Source organism: Jannaschia helgolandensis, from assembly GCF_900109285.1.
GTDB lineage: Bacteria > Pseudomonadota > Alphaproteobacteria > Rhodobacterales > Rhodobacteraceae > Jannaschia > Jannaschia helgolandensis.
In genome coordinates, this window is record NZ_FNZQ01000001.1 from 1,246,417 (window position 1) to 1,266,133 (window position 19,717).

Sequence of the window (19,717 nt, forward strand, 5' to 3'; positions counted from 1 at the left end):
TCAGGCCGCGTCCAGCTGGCGCGACAGGATCGTGGCGAATTCGTCCGCAAAGGCTTCGTAGTTACCGGTGATGCGATCCGCATCGCGGGTCAGCTTGTTATAGAAGACGACCGCCGGAATGGCGGCCAGAAGGCCCAGCCCCGTGGCCAGCAAGGCTTCGGCAATGCCGGGAGCCACGACTGCGAGATTGGTGTTCTGACTGATGGCGATCTGTTCGAACGCGTTCTTGATGCCCCAGACCGTGCCGAACAGGCCGACGAACGGCCCGGTTGAGCCGACTGTGGCCAGAAAAACGAGCCCGGATGTCAGGCGGTCGCGTTCCTTGGCGATGGCCACATCCATGGTGCGATCGATGCGCGACTGGGTGCCCGCGATCAGGCCGCCGTCATCGCGGTGGCTGCGCGACCATTCCTGCATTGCCGAGGCGAAGATGCGCTCCGACGCGGATTTGGGCCGGTCGCCGATCTGGTCATAGAGTTCGTCCAATGGCTCGCCCGACCAGAAAGCCCGGTCGAAGGAGGCGGCATGGTTGCGCGCGCGCCGGAACTGCACGACTTTCTGGATCAGCACGGCCCAGACCCAGATCGAGGCTGCAAACAGCATGACCATAACGATCTTCACGATGAAGGTCGCACGCAGGAACAGCGCCCAGAGCGAGAAGTCGATCTCGCTGGCGGCTGCCAGTACTTCGGTTTCCATGTGGACTGCCCGTCCTTGGTTGTTCGGATCGTTTATCGACCGCTGAGAATTGCCGAATCCCTATCAGATGAAAAAGCGTTTGTGTAGCTGGATCACTTCTTGGGCGGAATGCCGCGCGTATAATCGTTGAGCCATCTTTCGCCGAGCAACAGTCTTGGCGCGCTTTCGACGTCGGCGGGTCTTTCCCTCGACCTGTTCGATGCGTTGACTGTCACGACGACGGGTGTCGAAGCCTGCGGGTCCGTCCCGCCATCGCCTTCATGACGGCCTGCCGCCCCGTCCGACGGCTGACCATCCAGGTGTACGATGTCGATGGATGCGCCAGCCCCAGAGCGTGCCGCAAGCAGGCTGGATGGCGGCCTGTCTGGTCCGGGCTGATCGCCGCCGTCGTTCGCCGCCTGCCGCGCTGCACCCGGCCCTATACCTCGCGACGCGGCCCCTTCGGCTGCGGTCGACGGATGGTCGCCGGATATTGCGTTGATCCCGTTCAAAGCCGACCCATCATCGCCGTGATCATCGCGCGATTTGCCTGCGCTTGTTGTCACACCGCTCTCGCCGGTGTGGGGATCGTGTTCAGACCCCACAGTTATCGCTGCGGGATCTGGTGCCTCCCATGGGGCGACATCCGACCAGTTGCAGGCTGCGCTGAGTGTCGGCAATGCCTCGGTCAGACCGGTCAGCGGAAATCGCATCTCGCTGGTCAGCCCATCGGCGTCCGTGAAACGAAGATGGAGCTTGTCGGCGCGGATCAGGTTTTCGATGAGGGTGCGGGCGGGGCGATACTGCCAGTACCCGAATGCCTCGCCGTAACTGTCGACCTTCATATAGGCGGTGGTGGTGGTGGCAGTATCCAGACGCTGCTCCACCTGCCATCCATTGGGGTCGCCGGGTGGTGTGGCACAATCGTGGGCGATATAGACCGCTGTCCTGTCCTGAAGGCAACGCAGCATCAATGTCGCCCTGCGCCGTGGTCCGCAGGGTAATGGCCGATCGCTGGAAACGGACAGGAACACATTGGTCAGATTATCGAAATCCGACACTTCGGATCGCAAAGTCCACCCACTGGTGTCGACTGTGTCCCCGACTGGGGCTGCCGTCGTTTGCACCGTGGTTGGCGGAGGACCGTCCGACATTGTCTCCGGGGTCGCGACCGGGGTAACGGGCGGGGTGCCGACGGGCAGGGTCGAGGGCATGGTATTCCGCGGCACCGCGCCCTCGCCGACCCCGCCCGAGATCGAATATCCCAGCGATGCCCCTGACAGCGTGGCAACGAGATAGGCGGCGGCGCGGAAGGGAAGGGGCATGGCAGTCGACTCGCTGTTTTGCGGGACCCTGCCAGATTGCCCTTAAAAAACCCTTAGGACCGAGCGCGACCGTCGAGCGATCCTTCCTCTGCACATCCGTGAATTCTGCGTCGGACGTCCGCCGGGCAAGCGTTGCACGGGTGGCGTCAGTTGATGACGGTCGCAGATCATCGATTGTCCCGTTTCGGCCTCGACGGGGAGGCATTCGCCACCAGTACAGATCAGCATCATGCGCGTGCAACTTCGTCAGTCCGGCCCGTTCGAACGGCCCGTTTGATCAGCCGGCAGGAAACTCCGCCATCGGAACGGCGATCAGCTCGTGGCCGCACCAGCATCATCGCAGCGATGCGCCGCCCTCGGGCTGTCGTGGGGTGTCGCGGCGGACGTCATGGGACAAGATCCGTGATTTCGGCAGGCAAGCGGCGCGGTCGACCGGACAGGTCCATGCAGACAATGGTCACAGTCGCGAGGAACAGGGGCCTGCCATCGCGCATCACCGTCTGTTTCATCACGAAGCGCGCCGCAGTAACGTCGACCATCGTGGTTTCGACCTGAAGCGTATCGTCATAGCGCGCGGGCCTCAGGTAATCCGCTTCGACCCGCGAAACGGCAAAAACCAGCCCTGCGGACCGCATCGCGTCCTGATCCACCCCTGCGGCCCGGACCATTTCGGAGCGGGCGCGTTCTATGAACTTCAGATAATTGGCATAATAGACGATGCCGGCCAGATCGACATCCTCGTAATAGACGCGGATCGGCCAGACATGCCTCGGATCAGTGGCCGTCATTGCACCCGTCCTGTGCGGGCGAAGAGGCGCAGCGCATGGCTTGGGTCCTGCGCCATCGCAGGCAGAACGGGGTCATAGGCAGCTCGCATAAGGTCGGCGACATCGGGGCGCAGCACGGCGCGACCCTCCAGCAGGGCGAGGGGGGAGGCGTCGGTAAACGCTTTATCAGACCACAGCAAAAGCGCCTGCACCATCTGGTTCAATGCCAAGGTGTCGGCGGGTACCTGCGCCAGCTCGTCGTCCATGCGCAGGAAGGCGAAGCAGGCCTTGATCGCGCCGCTCTCGTCGAAGCGAAAGATGCGATACTGGTTGGCCTCTGCGGCCTGAAGGCGGTCGGTCAGTGCGCCCAGATCCGGGATCAGGCGGTCCAGGTTGGGCGTCACGGGCAATTCGGCCCAGTCGCGCACGAAGAAGACCATCAGGTTGACGCCAAGCTCCGGGTCGGTCTCGGCCATCTTGTGGCCGGTCAGCACGCACAATGCCTCGATCGCGCCTTTCAGAATGGCGACGGTTTCGTCGGTGACACCGAAGACGACCGGCACGATGGGTCGGCCCCAGCGGGCGAACAGGAACTGGCCGTCGCCACGGGTGAATAGCGTTTCAATGGCGTCGGGCGACAGGGGTTCGATCTGTGGCATATTCTGTGTCATGGGCACGGAAATGCCATGACGGATGCGCGGTGGCCAGAGGGCGGGGCGCGCAATGCCTTGACGGCTGCCCCAGCCACCCCGCAAGGACACCTGAACCCGACGAGGAGCCGCAAAAATGTCTGACATCACCCCCGCCAGCTGGACCGCGCTGACCACCCTCAGGACCAAGGCGCAGGCCGAAGGGCTGGGCGACGCACTGGAAGAAACGCTGGAGCCCGACGGCGTCGGCGTCTTCGAGATGGAGGACGGCTCCGGGTTGTGGGAGGTCGGAGCCTATTTCGCGGATGCTCCCGATGACACCGGGCTGGCCTTGCTGGCGGCGGCCTTCGGGGCGAAGCCCTTTGTCATCTCAGAAGTGCCGCCGACGGACTGGGTCGCTCACGTCAGGCGCGATCTGCACCCGGTCGAAGCGGGGCGCTTCTTCGTCTATGGCAGTCACGATGCCGACCGCATTCCAGATGGCCGCGTTGCCCTGCTGATCGAGGCGGCAATGGCCTTCGGCACCGGCCACCATGGCACGACGCAGGGCTGTCTTCTGGCGTTCGAGACGCTGCTGGCCGACGGCCTGGCACCGGGATCGACAGCGGATATCGGGGCGGGTACGGCGGTTCTGGCGATGGCGGCGGCGAAGATCTGGCCGGACACAGCCGTTATTGCGTCGGATATCGATATGGTCGCTGTCGAAGTCGCGCAGGCCAATGTCGACGTGAACGACCTGACGGCGCGGGTCGAATGCGTTGAGGCCGCCGGGTTCGATCATCCACGACTGGCGGCACTGGCCCCTTATGGTCTGATTTTCGCCAATATCCTGAAAGGCCCACTGATCGACATGGCCCCCGATCTGGCCGCCCACGCGGCGAGGGGCGGCTACGCGATACTTTCAGGCCTGTTGAATCCACAGGGTGACGAGGTCGTGGCGGCCTATGATGCTGTCGGGTTCGATATGGTCCGCCGCGTCGAAGTCGGCGACTGGACAACACTGAGCCTGCGGCGGCGTTGATCCCGATGGAACGGGAGCCATGCCTGATGAAGCTGTCTCTATAAATCCACCAAGGCAAAACGGGCCGTCCCGATGGACGGCCCATTGGCAAATCGTAACGGTAATGCGGTCACAGATTAGCGACGGCGGGACCAGGACGCGATGTTGGCACGTTCCAGGCCGATATCGTTAAGTTCGCGGTCGGTCAGACCGTTCAGCATCTTTACAGTCACGCGGCGATCGTTCCACGAAATGAAACGTCCCAACATGGCAGTGAACATGCCTGTGGCGGGGGCTGGACGGGCGGGGGTAAAGACGTCGAAGGTGGCCATGATTTATCCTAGTTCGGAATGAGGCTGCAAAGAGGGGGTGCAGCCCTTTTGGCTGCTTCGGATCAGGCGCAGATAGGGTGGGTTCTCAAACTGCACAAATATCAAGCGGGAATGTCCGCTATGTGCTTTTTGCATAGCAGTATGAGAACCTCGGAAATAGTTGCTGCGCCGCGGCAAGTTTACACGGGGTGACCACGGCAATCCTAGTGATGCCGTTCCGCGAATGTCCGTGCTGGCCCTGTGGGCTGGCCTATGCTAGCCAAGGATCAAAGCAAGAACATCAGACGAGGCACGGGGTTGGGCAGATGCGCGTGATGGGAATCGATCCGGGTCTGCGGGCCTGCGGCTGGGGCGTCATCGATGTCGATGGGCCGCGCATTTGCCATGTTGCGAACGGGACCTGTCGCCCGACTGGCACGGCAATGGATGTCCGCCTGCTGTCATTGCATGCTTTGCTGACCGAGGTTCTGTTGAGATACGCGCCCGATGCGGCTGCGGTCGAACAGACGTTCGTGAACGCGGGCGGGCAAAGCACGCTCAAGCTTGGGCAGGCGCGGGGGATCGCCGTTCTGGTCCCGGCACAGGCCGGAATCGATGTCGGTGAATATGCCCCCAATACGGTCAAGAAAACCGTTGTGGGCGTTGGTCACGCCGACAAATCGCAGATCCTGCACATGGTTTTGATGCAATTGCCGGGGTGCGCCCCGGATTCGGCGGATGCAGCGGATGCGCTGGCAATTGCACTGTGCCATTCCGTGCATTTGCAGACCCGCGGACGGCTGGCGGCGGCAGTGGCCCGCGGCGCGGAGACATCCGCGTGATCGGGCGGCTGACCGGGCGGCTTGACCACAAGGCAAGCGATCACGTTCTGTTGGACGTAAACGGCGTTGGGTATATCGTTCAATGCTCGGACCGTACAATCGCCGCACTGCCACCTGTGCGGACGCCGGTTTCGCTCTGGACCGAGTTACTGGTGCGCGAAGACCTGATGCAGCTTTTCGGATTCCTGACGGTGCAGGAGCGGGAGTGGCACCGCCTTCTCACAAGCGTTCAGGGGATCGGAGCCAAGGGATCACTGGCTATTCTTGGCACGTTGGGTGCCGACGGTGTGGCCCGTGCGATTGCCCTGGGCGATGCGAATGCGGTCAGGGCCGCGCCGGGCGTCGGCCCGAAAATCGCGCAGCGCGTCGTGCTGGAGCTGAAGGGCAAGGCCCCGGCCATGATGCTGATGGAGGGTGGTTCGGCCCCTGACTTGGAAGGGGTGGCGGACGGACCTTTGGTCGACTCGACCGCAGTCGCGCCAAAGGTCGACGCCAGCGCCCAGTCCGAAGCGCTGTCGGCCCTGTCAAACCTGGGCTATGCCCCGGTCGATGCCGCCCGCGCCGTGGCCGAAGCGGCGAGCGCGGGCGGCGACACACCCGACCTGATCCGCGCAGCGCTCAAGCTGCTGGCCCCGAGGGATTGATGCTGGCGTTTCGCGAGATTCTGGAGCGCGTAAAAATCGCGCCGCAGGATGCGAATCTCATGCTGCTGTATCGGAGGCTGGGATGCAGGTTCGTTGCGTGCTTTATAAAAGCTGCGCAGGAAAACCTCTCGATCCTTGAACGCGTCTCGCCCGCCATGTCCATTGAAGACATCACGACACCGCAACAAGGCTGGATGAGACATTTGCACGCCAGAACGGATGGGTTGAACCGATGATGGACCGTGACCCGCTGCTGGATGCTTCGATCCCCGATGACGTGCCGGACGACCGGGCGTTGCGTCCACAGGTGCTGGATGAATTCATCGGGCAGGCTGAGGCGCGGGCAAACCTGCGGATCTTCATCGAAAGCGCACGCAGACGGGTGCAGGCCATGGATCACGTGCTGTTTCATGGCCCTCCGGGGTTGGGCAAGACGACGCTGGCGCAGATCATGGCACGCGAGTTGGGCGTGGGGTTTCGGATGACCTCGGGGCCGGTGCTGGCCAAGGCCGGTGATCTGGCCGCGATCCTGACCAACCTGGAGCCACGCGACGTTCTGTTCATCGACGAAATCCACCGCCTGAACCCCGCAGTCGAGGAAGTCCTTTACCCCGCGCTGGAGGATTTCGCGCTGGACCTGGTGATCGGCGAAGGTCCGGCGGCGCGCACCGTGCGCATCGACCTGCAACCGTTCACATTGGTGGGCGCGACGACGCGGCTGGGGCTTCTGACAACGCCGTTGCGCGACCGGTTTGGCATTCCGACGCGACTGGAATTTTATACCATCCCCGAGTTGCACCAGATCGTCACCCGTGGTGCGCGACTGATGGGGGCACCCGCGACCGATGACGGCGCGCAGGAAATCGCCCGACGGGCCCGTGGCACACCGCGGATCGCCGGTCGCTTGTTGCGACGGGTGGTGGATTTCGCGGTGGTCGAGGGCGACGGGACAGTTACCTCCGCCATCGCTGACTGGGCTTTGACACGTTTGGGTGTGGACCACCTGGGCCTCGACTCCGCTGACAGAAGGTATCTGAGACTGCTGGCGGAAAATTACGGCGGCGGCCCGGTGGGGGTTGAAACGATGGCTGCCGGGCTTTCGGAAAGCCGCGATGCCCTGGAAGAGGTAATCGAGCCATACCTGCTGCAACAAGGGCTGCTTGCGCGAACGCCGCGCGGACGGGTCCTGGCGCAGAAGGGCTGGACGCACTTGGGACTGGACGTTCCTGAACGGGACGATCTTTTCGGATGAAGCGAAGGTCCGTTGCAGACCTTAATGCTTCGGGAAAAGAAAAATGCGCACAGGCGGATGTGTATCCGACGATCTTTCAACCCGTCGATACCGCCATTAGGTTCGTCATGATCCCGCGATAAGGCTGTATTCATGATCAAGCTCGATATTCTTTCAGACCCGATCTGCCCCTGGTGTCATATCGGCAAGGCGAACCTGTTCCGGGCGCTGCAGAAGCATCCAGACCATCCTTTCGTTCTGGAATGGCATCCGTTTCAGTTGAATCCGGACATGCCTGAAGGGGGCAGGGACCGGCGCGCCTACCTCGAGGAGAAGTTCGGTGGCAAGGAAGGCGCGGTGCGCGCCTATGCCCCCGTCGTCGAAGCGGCGGAGGCGGCGGGTCTCACAATTGATTTCGAGGCCATCAAGGTCACGCCGAACACGCTGGATGCTCATCGGCTGATCCATTGGGCAGGGCTTGAGGAAAAACAGACGCACGTGGTGCAGGCCTTGTTCGAAGCGTATTTCGAGCAGGGCCGCGACATTGGCGATATAGCTACTCTGATTGATATCGGTGTGGGCTGCGGCATGGAGCGCGAGATGCTGGACCGTCTGTTCGCATCGGACGCGGACCGCGAGGATATTCGCGCCCGCGATGCCCACGCCCGTGAACGGGGTGTCAGCGGCGTGCCGACGTTCGTGATCGCCAATCAGCATGTGCTGCGCGGGGCGCAGCCGCCCGAATTATGGGGGCAGGTCATCGAGGAAATTCTGGAGGAGGTGAATAAACAGGCCGGATCGGACGCGACTGCTACGTGAGAATTCCGTGACCGCCCGCCCGGAAGCCCCGCCGCCGCAACCGTCCCGTCTGAAACCACGCACAGAGCGCGCACTGTCAATGCCGGAGTTCGTGGCGCTGATGGCTATGCTGTCCGCTACGATCGCGTTTTCCATCGATGCCATGCTGCCCGCCTTGCCGGAAATCGGCCGTGAGCTTTCGCCCGGTGCGCCCAATGCCGCTCAGTTGGTGATCGTCGCCTTCGTGTTCGGCATGGGGCTTGGCACATTGTTCGCCGGGCCGCTGTCGGATGCGCTGGGGCGCAAATGGGTGATGATCGGCGGTGCGGTCGTCTACTCCATCGCCGCCGCACTCGCCACCATCGCGCCCAGTCTGGAAATGCTGCTGGCCGTGCGCGTGTTGCAGGGGCTGGGGGCATCCGGTCCAAGGGTCGCGGCACAGGCGATGGTGCGCGACCTTTATGCCGGCCGGGGGATGGCGCGTGTCGCCAGTTTCATAATGATGACCTTCACTCTTGTGCCCGCCATTGCGCCGCTGATCGGCGCGTTCATCATCGCGGGCTTCGGCTGGCGCGGGGTATTCTGGGCCTTCGTCGTGTTCGCGACCATCTCGGGTCTCTGGCTGCTGATCCGTCAGCCCGAAACCCTGCCTGTCGGTTTGCGCCGTCCCCTGCGGATCGCGCAGCTGCGCGCGGCAGTGGTCGAGGTCTTTGTCCATCGTAACGTTCGCCGGGCGATCATCATGCAGACGCTGGTGTTCGGCATCCTGTTTGCCACCATCATCAGCATACAGCCGATCTATGAATTCACTTTCGGTCGGGCTGATACGTTCCCGATCTGGTTCGGTCTGGTCGCCCTTCTGTCCGGAGGGGCGTCCTTTCTGAACGCATCGCTCGTCGGACGGTTGGGCATGCCGTATCTGGTAAGGCTTGCGCTGGCGTCGCATCTGGTGCTGTCGCTCGTGCTGGCCGCCGGGTGGGCCACGGGACTGACGCCCGAGGGCTGGCGCTTCGGCTTGTTCGTGGTCTGGCAGGTTGGCGTTTTCGCCATGGCGGGGCTGACCATCGGCAATCTGAACGCCATCGCGATGCAGCCGATGGGACATATCGCGGGGATGGCGTCGTCGGTGATTTCAGCCGTTTCCACCATTGTCGCCGTTTTCGTGGCCGCACCCATCGGGCTGGCGTTCAATGGCACGCCGGTGCCTCTGATGCTGGGGGTCGCTGTCTGCGCCGCGCTTGGTCTGTTGCTGGCGCGCAGGTTGCGGGAGCTATAGGGGGGGCCCCGGCGGTGCGCTCCGCCACAGTCCGCCACAGTCCGCCAGTGTCCGAAAGCCAAGAAAACTGAAGGCCCGACCAGAACCACGCTCGCGTTTTGACCAGAAGCATGTCCTCCGACTCACGGTCAGCAATAAAGGTCAATCCGTTCGCTGCTTGGCCGCCCCCGCGTGCACCGCCAGATCGCGGGCGATGGAGAATGCGCCTTTGATGCGGTCCGCCTCGGACGGAAACTCCGAAATGACGACCAGCTTGTCGCCCTTGATTCTGGCGGCGCCGTTTCTTGCCTTGATGAAATCAACCAGACCTTCGGGCCGTGCAAAGCGGTTGCCGTGAAATTCCACCGTTGCACCCCTGGCCCCGACGTTCAGCTTCTCGACACCCGCAGCCTTGCACATAGATTTGATGCGCACGATCCGCAGCAGGACATTCACTTCGCGGGGCAGAGGACCGAAACGGTCGATGAGTTCGGCGGCAAAGCCTTCCAGTTCGACTTTCCGATCCAGACCCGACAGGCGACGATAGAGACCCAGACGGGTATCCAGGTCGGTGACGTAGTCTTCGGGGATCAGGACCGGAACACCCAGATTGATCTGGGGTGACCAATCGTCGGACAGCGCATCGGGCAGGTCGGCCTTGCCGGATTTCAGCTTCTCGATCGTCTCCTCCAGCATGGATTGGTACAGCTCGAAGCCGACTTCGCGCATGTGGCCGGACTGTTCTTCGCCAATGATGTTGCCACCGCCACGCAGGTCCAGATCCTGGCTTGCAATGTTGAACCCGGCACCGAGCGCGTCGATAGACCCAAGCACCTTCAGGCGTCGCTCGGCCTGCGGCGTCAGCTTGGCGCGCGGTTTGGTGGTCAGGAACGCATAGGCGCGCGTCTTGGAGCGACCCACGCGCCCCCTGATCTGATAAAGCTGCGACAGGCCAAACATGTCGGCGCGCCAGATGATCATGGTATTGGCGGTCGGGATGTCGATGCCGCTCTCGATGATCGTCGTCGACAGCAGGACATCGTATTTGCCGTCGTAGAAGGCGTTCATCCGCTCGTCCAGATCTCCTGCCGCAAGCTGTCCGTGGGCAATCACATAGGTCAGTTCCGGCAGTTGTTCGCGCAGGAACGCTTCCATGTCAGGCAGGTCGGTGATGCGGGGGACGACCATGAAGGATTGCCCGCCGCGATAATGTTCGCGCAGCAATGCTTCGCGGGTCTGGACGGTGTCGAATTCGGACACATAGGTACGGATGGCAAGACGGTCTATCGGCGGTGTGCCGATGATCGACAGATCGCGCACGCCGGTCAGCGACATCTGCAACGTGCGCGGAATCGGCGTGGCGGACAGGGTCAGAACGTGAATATCGGACCGCATTTCCTTGAGGCGTTCCTTGTGGGTGACGCCGAAATGCTGTTCCTCGTCGATAATCAACAGGCCAAGCTCGGCGAATTTTACCTGCTTTGCCAGCAGGGCGTGGGTGCCAATGGCGATGTCGACGGTTCCATCCGTCAGACCGGCGCGGGTCGCGTTGGCATCCTTGGTGGTCACGAACCGCGACAGCTGCCGCACCTTGATCGGCAGTCCGCGAAACCGGTCCTGAAACGACTTGGCGTGTTGCCGTGCCAGCAGGGTCGTCGGTGCGATGACGGCCACCTGTTTGCCGGCGGTGACCGCGATGAAGGCAGCGCGCATCGCTACCTCGGTCTTGCCAAAGCCCACATCGCCGACAACAAGCCGGTCCATCGGACGGCCCGAGGCGAGGTCTTCGGCCACGTCCTCGATGGCCTGTAACTGATCGTCGGTTTCCTCGTAGGGGAAGCGGGCGGCGAAGGTTTCCCACATGTCGCGGGGTGCCTCCAGAATGGGTGCCTTGCGCAGGGCACGTTCCGCCGCGATCCGCATCAGGCGTTCGGCGATCTGGCGGATGCGTTCCTTCAGGCGGGCCTTGCGGGCCTGCCATGCGCCGCCGCCCAACTTGTCGAGAAGACCTTCTTCCTGCCCGTATCGGGACAGCAGTTCAATATTCTCGACCGGCAGGAACAGGCGGTCGCCGCCCGCGTATTCCAGCGCCAGACATTCATGCGGCGCGCCCGCCGCCGTGACCGTCTCCAGCCCGATGAACCGTCCGACACCATGATCGACGTGAACGACCAGATCGCCCATTGACAGGGCCTGCGCCTCGGTCAGGAAGTTCTCGGCACGGCGTTTCTTTTTTTTGCCGCGGATCAGGCGTTCGCCCAGCACGTCCTGTTCTGAAATCACCGTCAGCCTGTCCTTGCCGACAGGCCCCTCCCAGCCCCGATCCAGCGCCCAGATCGCCAGCCCGACTTCGCCCTTGGCAACGTCTTCCAGTCGCTTGACGGCACGGGTACCGGTGACGCCCTGATCTTCAAGCAATCCTTGCAGACGTTCGCGCGCGCCGCCGGAATAGGATGCGATCACAACGCCGCCATCGGCCCGTTTGGCGGCGATGTGGTCGGCAAGCGCGCCGAACAGGCTCACATCCTCCAGCTGCCGTTCGGGCGCGAAGCTGCGACCGATCCGCCCACCCGCGTCGATGACACCCGGGCCGGGGGCAGCGGGTAGAGGGTTCAGATGCAGCGTGCGGTGGGAGGCCAGTGCGACATCGAGGTCTTCGGGGCGCAAATACAAGGTCTCGGGCCGGGCGGGTTTATATACGCTGTCGACGCGCCCCTTGGCCTGCATCGCCTCGCGCCGATTATCATACATATCGGCGATCTGAATCCATCGGTCGGCGTGATGCGCGGGCGTGGCGTCGTCCAGCACAAAGGTCGCGTCGGGCAGATAATCGGGCAAAGTCTCCAGCGTTTCGTGGAAGAACGGCAGCCAGTGTTCCGCGCCCTGTGGTTTCTTGCCAGCGCTGACCGCTTCGTAGAGCGGGTCGTCAGTGCCCGCCGCCCCGAACTCGATGCGATAGGTCTGACGGAATCGGGTGATCGCCGGACCGTCCAGGATGACTTCGGAAACCGGCGCAAGTTCGATCATCTTCAATTGATCGGTCGTGCGCTGCGTCACCGGATCGAAGCGGCGCAGCCCGTCCAGCGTGTCGCCGAACAGGTCCAGACGCACTGGCGCAGGCTGACCCGGGGGCCAGATGTCGATGATACCGCCGCGCGGCGACCAGTCGCCCGGCTCAACCACGGTGGGGGTCTGGGTAAAACCCATGCGGACAAGGAACAGGCGCAAGGCATCCTCGTCGATGCGCTGATTCAGACGGGCGGCAAAGCCCGCACCTTTCAGTGTCGCGCGCGCAGGCATACGCTGCGTCAGCGCAGACAGCGTCGTCAGCAAGATGAATTCACCGGTGAACCCATGCGCCAGCGCCGTCAGCGTCGCCATACGCGTGGCGCTGATTTCGGCAGCGGGACTAAGCCGGTCATAGGGCAGGCAGTCCCATGCAGGAAAGCGCAACACGGTGACGCCCGATTGGTGCGCACGGATTGCAGCGGCCATTGCCTCGGCCCGTTTGTCGTCGCGGGCGACATGAACGACAGGTTTGCCGCTTTCCAGTTCGCGCAACAAAACACGGGCGTCGAAACCCTCGGGCGCGCCGCCGACGCGGATATGGCCTTGCGGCAAAGGAGAGAAGGCGGTGTCGGGCATCCGCGTCAGGTAACGGCGCCGGCGCGGGTGTCAACCATGCGCCATACCCGTATTCATATTCCCAGGACGTTGGCGCTCAGATTGACCCACATGCCCCACATCGATGTGACGAAGATCGACACGATGCCAAGGAACTGGATCAGACGTCGGGTGCGGAACAGAAGGTTGCCCAGATCTGACGCGTCCAACCCGTCGACCTTGCGGGCAGCGCGCAGGGTGACCCACGCAACAAGCATCAGCGGCAGGAACAGCAGCAGGATCGCCTGCGCGAATTCCACCCGATACAGAAAACCCAGCAGGGCCAGCATCGTGACCAGAAAGAAACTAAAGGCGGTTGTGATCAGGCCGGTTTCTTCGGCGATGAACAGAATGCGACGAGCATGGATGTTGGCCAGCACATGCATGTCCTCCAGCGACTGCTCGTTCCCTCTGGCCGCTCGGCGCACCATGTCGAAAGGCACGCCCACGACCCAATGCGATGCCGTTGACCACAGCACGGCGAGCGCGATCCAGAACCAAAGGTTCGAGAAGGACCTAAAGTCGATGGCTTCGAGAGCCAGTTCCAGGAAAAGAAAATCCAAGGTTCAGCTTGATCCATAGCAACCGTCGCACCCATGTCGCCCACGCAAGGGTGGATGGCAAGTCGGGCGGCGGTTGAACCCAGCCTCCGGTCGTGCGACCGAAGGGCAACTGTCACAAAGGTACATCATGACGGCCAAGTCTGCGCCCGGATTCCCTGCCTCCCGCCCCCGTCGTCTGCGCCGGACCCCGGCGCTGCGGGCGCTGGTCCGAGAGGACCGGCTGTCGGTCGACGACCTGATCTGGCCCGTTTTCGTCTGCGACGGTGACAACGCGACACAGGAAATCGCGTCGATGCCGGGCGTGATCCGCCGGTCCGTTGACCTGACCGTGGAAGCGGCGGCCGAAGCGCAGGCGGCTGGCATTCGCGCGATCTGTCTGTTTCCCTATACAGACGGCACCCTCAAGACCGACGATTGCGCCGAGGCATGGAACCCCGAGAACCTGTCCAACCGTGCCACCCGTGCGATCAAGGCCGCCGTGCCCGACATCGCGATCATGACGGACGTGGCGCTGGACCCATATAACGCGCAGGGTCACGACGGCATTCTGCGCGACGGCGTCATCGTAAACGACGACTCGGTAGCGGCTCTGGTCAAAATGGCCATGGCACAGGCCGAAGCAGGGGCCGATATTCTGGGACCATCGGACATGATGGACGGTCGCATCGGCGCGATCCGTAGTGCCTTGGAAGACGCGGGCCTGTGCGATGTGACGATCATGTCCTATGCTGCCAAATACGCCTCGGCCTTCTATGGTCCGTTCCGGGATGCGGTGGGGGCGTCGGGTGCATTGAAGGGTGACAAGAAGACCTATCAACTGGATCCGCTGAATGCCGATGAAGGTCTGCGTTGCGTCGCCCGCGATATTGCCGAGGGCGCGGATATGGTCATGGTCAAGCCGGGTATGCCCTATCTGGACCTTTGCGCGAAGGTGAAGGATCGTTTTGGCGTGCCGACCTTTGCCTATCAGGTGTCGGGAGAATACGCGATGATCCGGGCGGCGGCGGGAAACGGATGGATCGATGGGGAAAAGGCCATGATGGAGAGCCTGATGGCGTTCCGCCGGGCCGGTTGCGACGGTGTGCTGACCTATTTCGCGCCCGAGGCGGCGCGGCTGATCCGGGCCGGATGGGAATAGAACAATGGCGGCGAACCTTTGCCTATATCGTCGCGACTGCGCGTAAGGCTTGCAAACCTGCTTGCAAGCGGCCATGTGGGAGTTGCGACGTTATCCATATCGACGACACCTTCTTAAGGCTCAGTCTTTCGATCTTGCACTGACGCTAGCCGACCTGCCGCATCCTGTGGGCAGTTTAAGAAGGAGATCGACGATGGCTACTGGCACCGTCAAATGGTTCAATACTACTAAAGGCTTCGGCTTCATCGCCCCCGACGGCGGCAGCAAGGACGTGTTCGTGCACATCTCTGCTGTTGAGCGCGCGGGCCTGACCGGTCTGGCCGACAACCAAAAAGTCACATTCGATATCGAGCCCGGCCGTGACGGCCGCGAGAGCGCGACCAACATCGAACTGGCCTGATTTTCGAACCCTTTCGAGGGTTCCGACAGTCTGAAAGGCGTCCCGGAAACGGGGCGCCTTTTTCGATTCAGACCGATGCGGATCGACCTTACCGGACTGCCTGCTCACTTTTCCGACTTTGATCGTTTCGTCTGAATCGGCAAGCCGGAATGCAGATCTCCTTATGCGATTCGCTTCGCAGTCTGATGTTGATCGGCCTGTGCCGCTGCGGCGGGAACAAGCCGGAAATCACGGGCTCGATGAAGGCTTTTCCGCCGAGGTTTCCGGGCGCGATTTTTCGGGCAGGAAAGTGCGCAGGAACGGGGCAGTAAGGAGCGAGGTTGTGCACGAAAAGGGACGGATGATCACTTGGGGAAGCATCGATGACGGCGTTGCGTCCAAATGGGAGCGGGTAGAGAGATCAACCCCTTTGTAATCCAAACTGGAGAAGAACGATGAAAAGCATTCTTGCGACAGCTGCTGCCGTCCTTGCCCTTGCCGCCCCGTCCTGGGCGCAGAGCGCAATGGATACCGATGGCGATGGATACGTCTCGATGGAAGAGCTTCAGACCGCCTATCCGGATATGACTGCGGACAACTTCGCCGCGATGGACACCGATGCAGATGGGTTGCTGAGCGAAGAAGAAGTTCAGGCCGCACAGGACTCTGGTGCGCTGCCGTCCTGACGCGACACTGACCGGGTTGGATGGCCCGATCTGACAATATGACGCCCGGATCAAGCGGTCCGGGCGTTTTTGCCGGGCAATAGCCTGACGCCGCGCAATCAGGTCCAGGAGCAGGAGCCTCGTGCCCCTGCCATTGCGGGTATGCACCGCCGTGCCTTGTTACAGATCAAAGGACATGGCAGTTTTCGAACAAGCGGCGACTGCACCACATTTTTTCGGACATTTCCTGGCCATGGCCCACATGGATTTTTTACTTGCGACCTCGGACTGTTCGTCCTGTCCGATCCGGCACCGGGCCGTCTGTGCCTCTTGCAACGGGGCGGAACTGAACCGCTTGTCCGACATGAAGTCCTATCGATCGTGCAAGGCGGGCGAGGTCATCGCTCTGGAAGGCGGAGTGCTGCCGTTCGTCGCCTCGATCGTCACCGGCTGTGCGACGTTGACGCAATCGCTGGAAGACGGGCGGATGCAAATGGTCGGGCTTTTGCTGCCATCGGACTTTCTGGGCCGTCCGGGCCGTGCCACCGCACCGTTCGAAGTCGTCGCGGTCACGGATACGACGCTGTGCGTGTTCGAACGCCTGGCCTTCGAGCGGATGATGGCGGAAACGCCGCATGTGGCGGATCGCCTTCTGAAAATGGCGTTGGATGAATTGGACGCGGCGCGTGATTGGATGCTGCTGCTGGGCCGCAAGACCGCACGCGAAAAGGTCGCGACGCTGCTGGCGATTATTCTGCGCCGCGCCCCCTCGGCAGCCTTTCCGTTGCGCGCGGAACTTCCCCTCTCGCGGGAAGCGATGGCGACTTATCTGGGTTTGACCATCGAAACCGTGAGCCGCCAGATGACCGCCCTTCGCAAGGACGGGTTCATCCGCCTTGAAGGCACACGCGGCATTGTCTGTGGCGATCTGCCCTCGTTGATATCCGTGACGGGCGATGACACAGTAATATTGTCTGACTATGGCCGGGACGACCGATCCGCTTGATCTGAATCAGGGCTGACGACGGTCGAGCATGCGACCCCTCCTGTGAAGGCGGGAAGGGACCGGTATGTTCGACTGTCTGAAGTTCATTGAGCTTGTAGCGTTTTCGTGCTGATCCTATTTCCGGTTCAGCAGGTTCGGCGCGATGTTAGAGCGGTGATTGCTGTCGGTCGTTGCTTTTTTGCTCGCACGGCACCCCGCTCGCCAACGCCACGCGAACTGCTTCGATACTGAATTCGGGGGAAGATTTCGATGCCAAGATACTTCTCCTTTGCGGCAAAATACCAAGCCAAAGGAACGGAAAAAATTCCGCGACAGGTCCAATATGGCCTTGTAACAGTTCGATACCGACCGCGGTGCACAGGAAGCGCTGGGCTGGGCGGTTTTACTTGATCACGACGGCGATCGCCTGCACCTTGCCATCACCGATACGGACGGCGAACCTGTTCATCACGGAATCGTCGCCGCTACGCTGGGTCGCGCCACGACGGTCGCGCAGGATTGCACTCCGGACTTCGATTGGAATGACACAGGTCGCTAACTGTTCTGGGTCGGTCAAGGTGACGGACAGGATAAACCCGTAATATGCCCTTACGCCCCAACGCCAATCGGGCAGGTAACACCGGTTCCGCCGATCCCGCAGTATCCGCGTGGATTTTTCGACAGGTACTGCTGATGGTATTCCTCGGCCACGTAGAAAGCCGGGGCATCCACGATCTCGGTCGTGATTTCGCCGTAGCCTGCATCGCGTAGTCGGGGGGCGAATGCCTCGGATGCGGCCTTGGCCGCCTGCATCTGCGCGTTGGAATAGGCATAGATACCGGAGCGGTATTGCGTGCCGCGATCGTTGCCCTGCCGCATGCCCTGGGTCGGGTCGTGGCCTTCCCAGAAAACGCGCAACAGATCATCATACGTCACAACGGAGGGGTCATAGATCACGCGGACGACTTCATTATGGCCGGTGCGGCCCGAACAGACCTCGTCGTAAGTGGGGTTCGGGGTGTGCCCCCCGGCATAGCCGACCAGCGTCATGTGGACGCCGGGGGTCTGCCAGAACATGCGTTCAACGCCCCAGAAACAGCCCATGCCAAACATGGCTTCTTCCATATCTTCGGGTACGTCGTTGGACAGGGGTGTGCCGAAGACATGGTGCGTCTCGGCGGTGGAGATCGGCGTGTCTCGTCCGGGCAGGGCGGCATCTTTGGCGATCAATTCGGACTTCTGGCGTTGAAATAGCATCTTTAGCACTCCTTTGTCCTCCAATATGGGGTCGTTATTCGGCAATGACGAGGGGGCGGCGGCTGAGCGTGGTTTCGTGTCCTTCGACCGGGCATGAGAATTGCGAACAGCATCAAAAGCGCCTCGGGGCGTTGCCAGCGGGAAGCGTCGGGGCTGCGGCGAGGGAAAGAGGCGCATGCCGGTTGGCCTACGCCCCCGACCGAGAGGCGTCTAGCGAGTCCTGTTTCAAAAAGTGCCGCTGTGGGATGCATTTAGGGCGAAGATGAATCCCGCCCGCAAAGTGCAGCGCGGACGGAGCAAGGGTCGTGTGTGAGCGCGAAACGATCAGACGTGATCGTCCAAACGGTCTCCTATCAGCGAATTAGGTTTGCCGGCGAAGGCACCGCCAGCGGCCGCGGCCAGACCCAGGATCGAGGCCAGCGACAACAGCAGCGCGGCGGCCGACAGGGCATCGCTTGCGGCTTGTGCCGCCTCAACGGTTTGTGTCTGCACGGCTTCGACAGCGGCTTCGGCTTCGTCCAGTGCAGTCAGCGCCCCGTCCTCGACCGATTGGACGATCTGTTGTGCGTCCTCTGGTGTCACTCCCAGGCGACGCTCCATGACAGCCATCGCCTCCTGACGGTCCTCATCCGAGATGATCGCGTTCGGGCCTTCAACCAGACGGTCGAAGAAGGCCGCGATGTCGGCACCCGCATCGCCCGGCGAGCGCAGGATATCGTTCAGGGTGTCGCGCGCCTCGGACATGGCGGCCTGCTGTTCCTGCTGGCTGAACACGTTGCGAAAGGCAATGGTTGCTTCCTCACGGATGTTGGCTTCGGTGATACCGGCCTCGGCCAGACGGTCCTGCACATCCTGCGGCAAGGCATCAAGCGAGATGGAGCCGGCGATTTCACCGATGTTCGGCATCGACAGATCGTCGGGTACGACCGCTTCGCCGACATTCGCGGCGGCGTTGACAGTGCCACTCATGATCGACGACGTAGCGCCAAATATCATGCCGCCGCCGGTGACAGCGGCCCAGGCCAGGAAAATAGTGGCGACCGACCATACAGCGGCACCATGAAGAACGGATGCGATCGGACGGGGAATGCCCGCCAGACGCGCGGCGACATATCCACCGACACCCAATGCGATCAATTGCGTAATGACCATGTAGATACCCGATCCGATACCGACCCCTTCCACGGGGTTCCGGTCTAGAGCGGGTCAACGATGGCGGCACCGATGCCGATACCGAAAGTCGTAAACAGGATCATCAGGGCAACGGACACCACAGATCCCGCAATGATGGCGCCCCAGGATACGCGGCGCACGGTTCCGGTTGCAGGGGCGGCAACGGGGGGTGCGGTGACATATGTTTCGCTCATGGGATCGTCCTTTTGCTTCGGGGGCGACGCCGTTACGTCTTGGCTTTCCAACACGGCCGATCACAAATCGGTTCCCCTTGTGCGCATGCCCCGGATCGGTGCGACTGACATTCGGGGCGACGGCCTGCTAACGGATCGACGCCGGAGAGGGTTCATGTCTTGTCCGGGGGGGGGAAGATTGCAGGTGCGTTCTAGTGGC

Annotated in this window: 21 protein-coding genes and 1 pseudogene; 12 read left to right on the forward strand and 10 right to left on the reverse strand. The window is 62.2% G+C overall.

The features are described 5' to 3' along the window. From tolQ to BMY38_RS06135, 4 genes are all read right to left on the reverse strand, one after another. The gene (tolQ, locus tag BMY38_RS06120) at positions 1–699 is read right to left on the reverse strand and encodes a protein TolQ (RefSeq protein WP_092760696.1); all 699 of its coding nucleotides are present in this window, start codon (positions 697–699) and stop codon (positions 1–3) included. A 92-nt stretch (positions 700–791) separates the two neighbouring features. Next, complete coding sequence (locus BMY38_RS06125; RefSeq protein WP_092760698.1) at positions 792–2,003, reverse strand: type VI secretion system-associated protein TagO; 1,212 nt, start codon at positions 2,001–2,003, stop codon at positions 792–794. 386 nt (positions 2,004–2,389) lie between these two features. Further along, on the reverse strand, positions 2,390–2,791 hold the full coding sequence (gene ybgC / locus BMY38_RS06130; RefSeq protein ID WP_092760700.1) for a tol-pal system-associated acyl-CoA thioesterase: 402 nt from the start codon (positions 2,789–2,791) through the stop codon (positions 2,390–2,392). Further along, entirely contained in the window at positions 2,788–3,429 is a 642-nt protein-coding gene (locus tag BMY38_RS06135; protein WP_092760702.1) for a hypothetical protein, read from the reverse strand. The genes ybgC and BMY38_RS06135 overlap by 4 nt, the downstream gene beginning before the upstream one ends. Positions 3,430–3,556: 127 nt before the next feature. Between BMY38_RS06135 and BMY38_RS06140 the strand changes: the two genes are divergently transcribed. After that, entirely contained in the window at positions 3,557–4,441 is an 885-nt protein-coding gene (locus tag BMY38_RS06140) for a 50S ribosomal protein L11 methyltransferase (protein WP_092760704.1), read from the forward strand. Between the two features lie 116 nt (positions 4,442–4,557). On the opposite strand, the gene BMY38_RS06145 is transcribed toward BMY38_RS06140, so the two are convergent. Continuing rightward, a complete protein-coding gene (locus BMY38_RS06145; protein WP_092760706.1) occupies positions 4,558–4,752 on the reverse strand; it encodes a DUF1127 domain-containing protein in 195 nt (64 codons plus the stop codon). A gap of 305 nt (positions 4,753–5,057) precedes the next feature. On the opposite strand from BMY38_RS06145, the gene ruvC reads away from it, so the two are divergent. The 6 genes from ruvC to BMY38_RS06175 all read left to right on the forward strand — a co-directional run bounded on the left by ruvC (position 5,058) and on the right by BMY38_RS06175 (position 9,522). After that, positions 5,058–5,573 carry a crossover junction endodeoxyribonuclease RuvC gene (gene ruvC, locus BMY38_RS06150; RefSeq protein ID WP_092760708.1) on the forward strand — a complete coding sequence of 172 codons (516 nt, stop codon included), beginning with the start codon at positions 5,058–5,060 and terminating at the stop codon, positions 5,571–5,573. Further along, entirely contained in the window at positions 5,570–6,217 is a 648-nt protein-coding gene (gene ruvA / locus BMY38_RS06155) for a Holliday junction branch migration protein RuvA (RefSeq protein ID WP_092760710.1), read from the forward strand. The genes ruvC and ruvA overlap by 4 nt, the downstream gene beginning before the upstream one ends. Continuing rightward, entirely contained in the window at positions 6,217–6,453 is a 237-nt protein-coding gene (locus BMY38_RS06160) for a GIY-YIG nuclease family protein (RefSeq protein ID WP_092760712.1), read from the forward strand. Before ruvA ends, BMY38_RS06160 begins: the two co-directional genes overlap by 1 nt. Next, on the forward strand, positions 6,450–7,469 hold the full coding sequence (ruvB, locus tag BMY38_RS06165) for a Holliday junction branch migration DNA helicase RuvB (RefSeq protein WP_092760714.1): 1,020 nt from the start codon (positions 6,450–6,452) through the stop codon (positions 7,467–7,469). Before BMY38_RS06160 ends, ruvB begins: the two co-directional genes overlap by 4 nt. A gap of 132 nt (positions 7,470–7,601) precedes the next feature. Beyond that, positions 7,602–8,267, forward strand: coding sequence for a DsbA family oxidoreductase (locus tag BMY38_RS06170; RefSeq protein ID WP_092760716.1), 666 nt, complete (start codon positions 7,602–7,604; stop codon positions 8,265–8,267). Positions 8,268–8,346: 79 nt separating this feature from the next. Beyond that, the gene (locus BMY38_RS06175) at positions 8,347–9,522 is read left to right on the forward strand and encodes an MFS transporter (protein WP_092760718.1); all 1,176 of its coding nucleotides are present in this window, start codon (positions 8,347–8,349) and stop codon (positions 9,520–9,522) included. A 141-nt stretch (positions 9,523–9,663) separates the two neighbouring features. Here the strand turns inward: BMY38_RS06175 and mfd are convergent, their stop codons facing one another. Together mfd and BMY38_RS06185 are read right to left on the reverse strand one after the other, a co-directional pair. After that, positions 9,664–13,146 carry a transcription-repair coupling factor gene (mfd, locus tag BMY38_RS06180; protein WP_092760719.1) on the reverse strand — a complete coding sequence of 1,161 codons (3,483 nt, stop codon included), beginning with the start codon at positions 13,144–13,146 and terminating at the stop codon, positions 9,664–9,666. Between the two features lie 53 nt (positions 13,147–13,199). Further along, a complete protein-coding gene (locus BMY38_RS06185) occupies positions 13,200–13,727 on the reverse strand; it encodes a component of SufBCD complex (protein ID WP_092760720.1) in 528 nt (175 codons plus the stop codon). A gap of 127 nt (positions 13,728–13,854) precedes the next feature. Between BMY38_RS06185 and hemB the strand changes: the two genes are divergently transcribed. From hemB to BMY38_RS18685, 5 genes and pseudogenes are all read left to right on the forward strand, one after another. Then, complete coding sequence (gene hemB, locus BMY38_RS06190; protein ID WP_092760721.1) at positions 13,855–14,865, forward strand: porphobilinogen synthase; 1,011 nt, start codon at positions 13,855–13,857, stop codon at positions 14,863–14,865. A gap of 193 nt (positions 14,866–15,058) precedes the next feature. After that, positions 15,059–15,265 (forward strand): cold-shock protein, encoded by a 207-nt coding sequence (locus BMY38_RS06195; protein WP_092760723.1) that lies wholly within the window; start codon positions 15,059–15,061, stop codon positions 15,263–15,265. A 434-nt stretch (positions 15,266–15,699) separates the two neighbouring features. Then, positions 15,700–15,930 (forward strand): EF-hand domain-containing protein, encoded by a 231-nt coding sequence (locus BMY38_RS06200; protein WP_092760725.1) that lies wholly within the window; start codon positions 15,700–15,702, stop codon positions 15,928–15,930. Between the two features lie 232 nt (positions 15,931–16,162). Further along, positions 16,163–16,915 carry a transcriptional regulator FnrL gene (fnrL, locus tag BMY38_RS06205; RefSeq protein ID WP_245737509.1) on the forward strand — a complete coding sequence of 251 codons (753 nt, stop codon included), beginning with the start codon at positions 16,163–16,165 and terminating at the stop codon, positions 16,913–16,915. Between the two features lie 358 nt (positions 16,916–17,273). Next, a pseudogene (locus BMY38_RS18685) lies at positions 17,274–17,453 on the forward strand (FixH family protein); the annotation flags it as partial. A 50-nt stretch (positions 17,454–17,503) separates the two neighbouring features. On the opposite strand, the gene msrA reads toward BMY38_RS18685, so the two are convergent. The 3 genes from msrA to BMY38_RS18065 all read right to left on the reverse strand — a co-directional run bounded on the left by msrA (position 17,504) and on the right by BMY38_RS18065 (position 19,518). Beyond that, the gene (gene msrA / locus BMY38_RS06215; RefSeq protein ID WP_092760727.1) at positions 17,504–18,151 is read right to left on the reverse strand and encodes a peptide-methionine (S)-S-oxide reductase MsrA; all 648 of its coding nucleotides are present in this window, start codon (positions 18,149–18,151) and stop codon (positions 17,504–17,506) included. Between the two features lie 324 nt (positions 18,152–18,475). Beyond that, positions 18,476–19,303, reverse strand: coding sequence for a hypothetical protein (locus BMY38_RS06220; protein ID WP_139204665.1), 828 nt, complete (start codon positions 19,301–19,303; stop codon positions 18,476–18,478). A gap of 44 nt (positions 19,304–19,347) precedes the next feature. Then, positions 19,348–19,518, reverse strand: coding sequence for a hypothetical protein (locus BMY38_RS18065; RefSeq protein ID WP_175495785.1), 171 nt, complete (start codon positions 19,516–19,518; stop codon positions 19,348–19,350). Positions 19,519–19,717 lie beyond the last annotated feature (199 nt).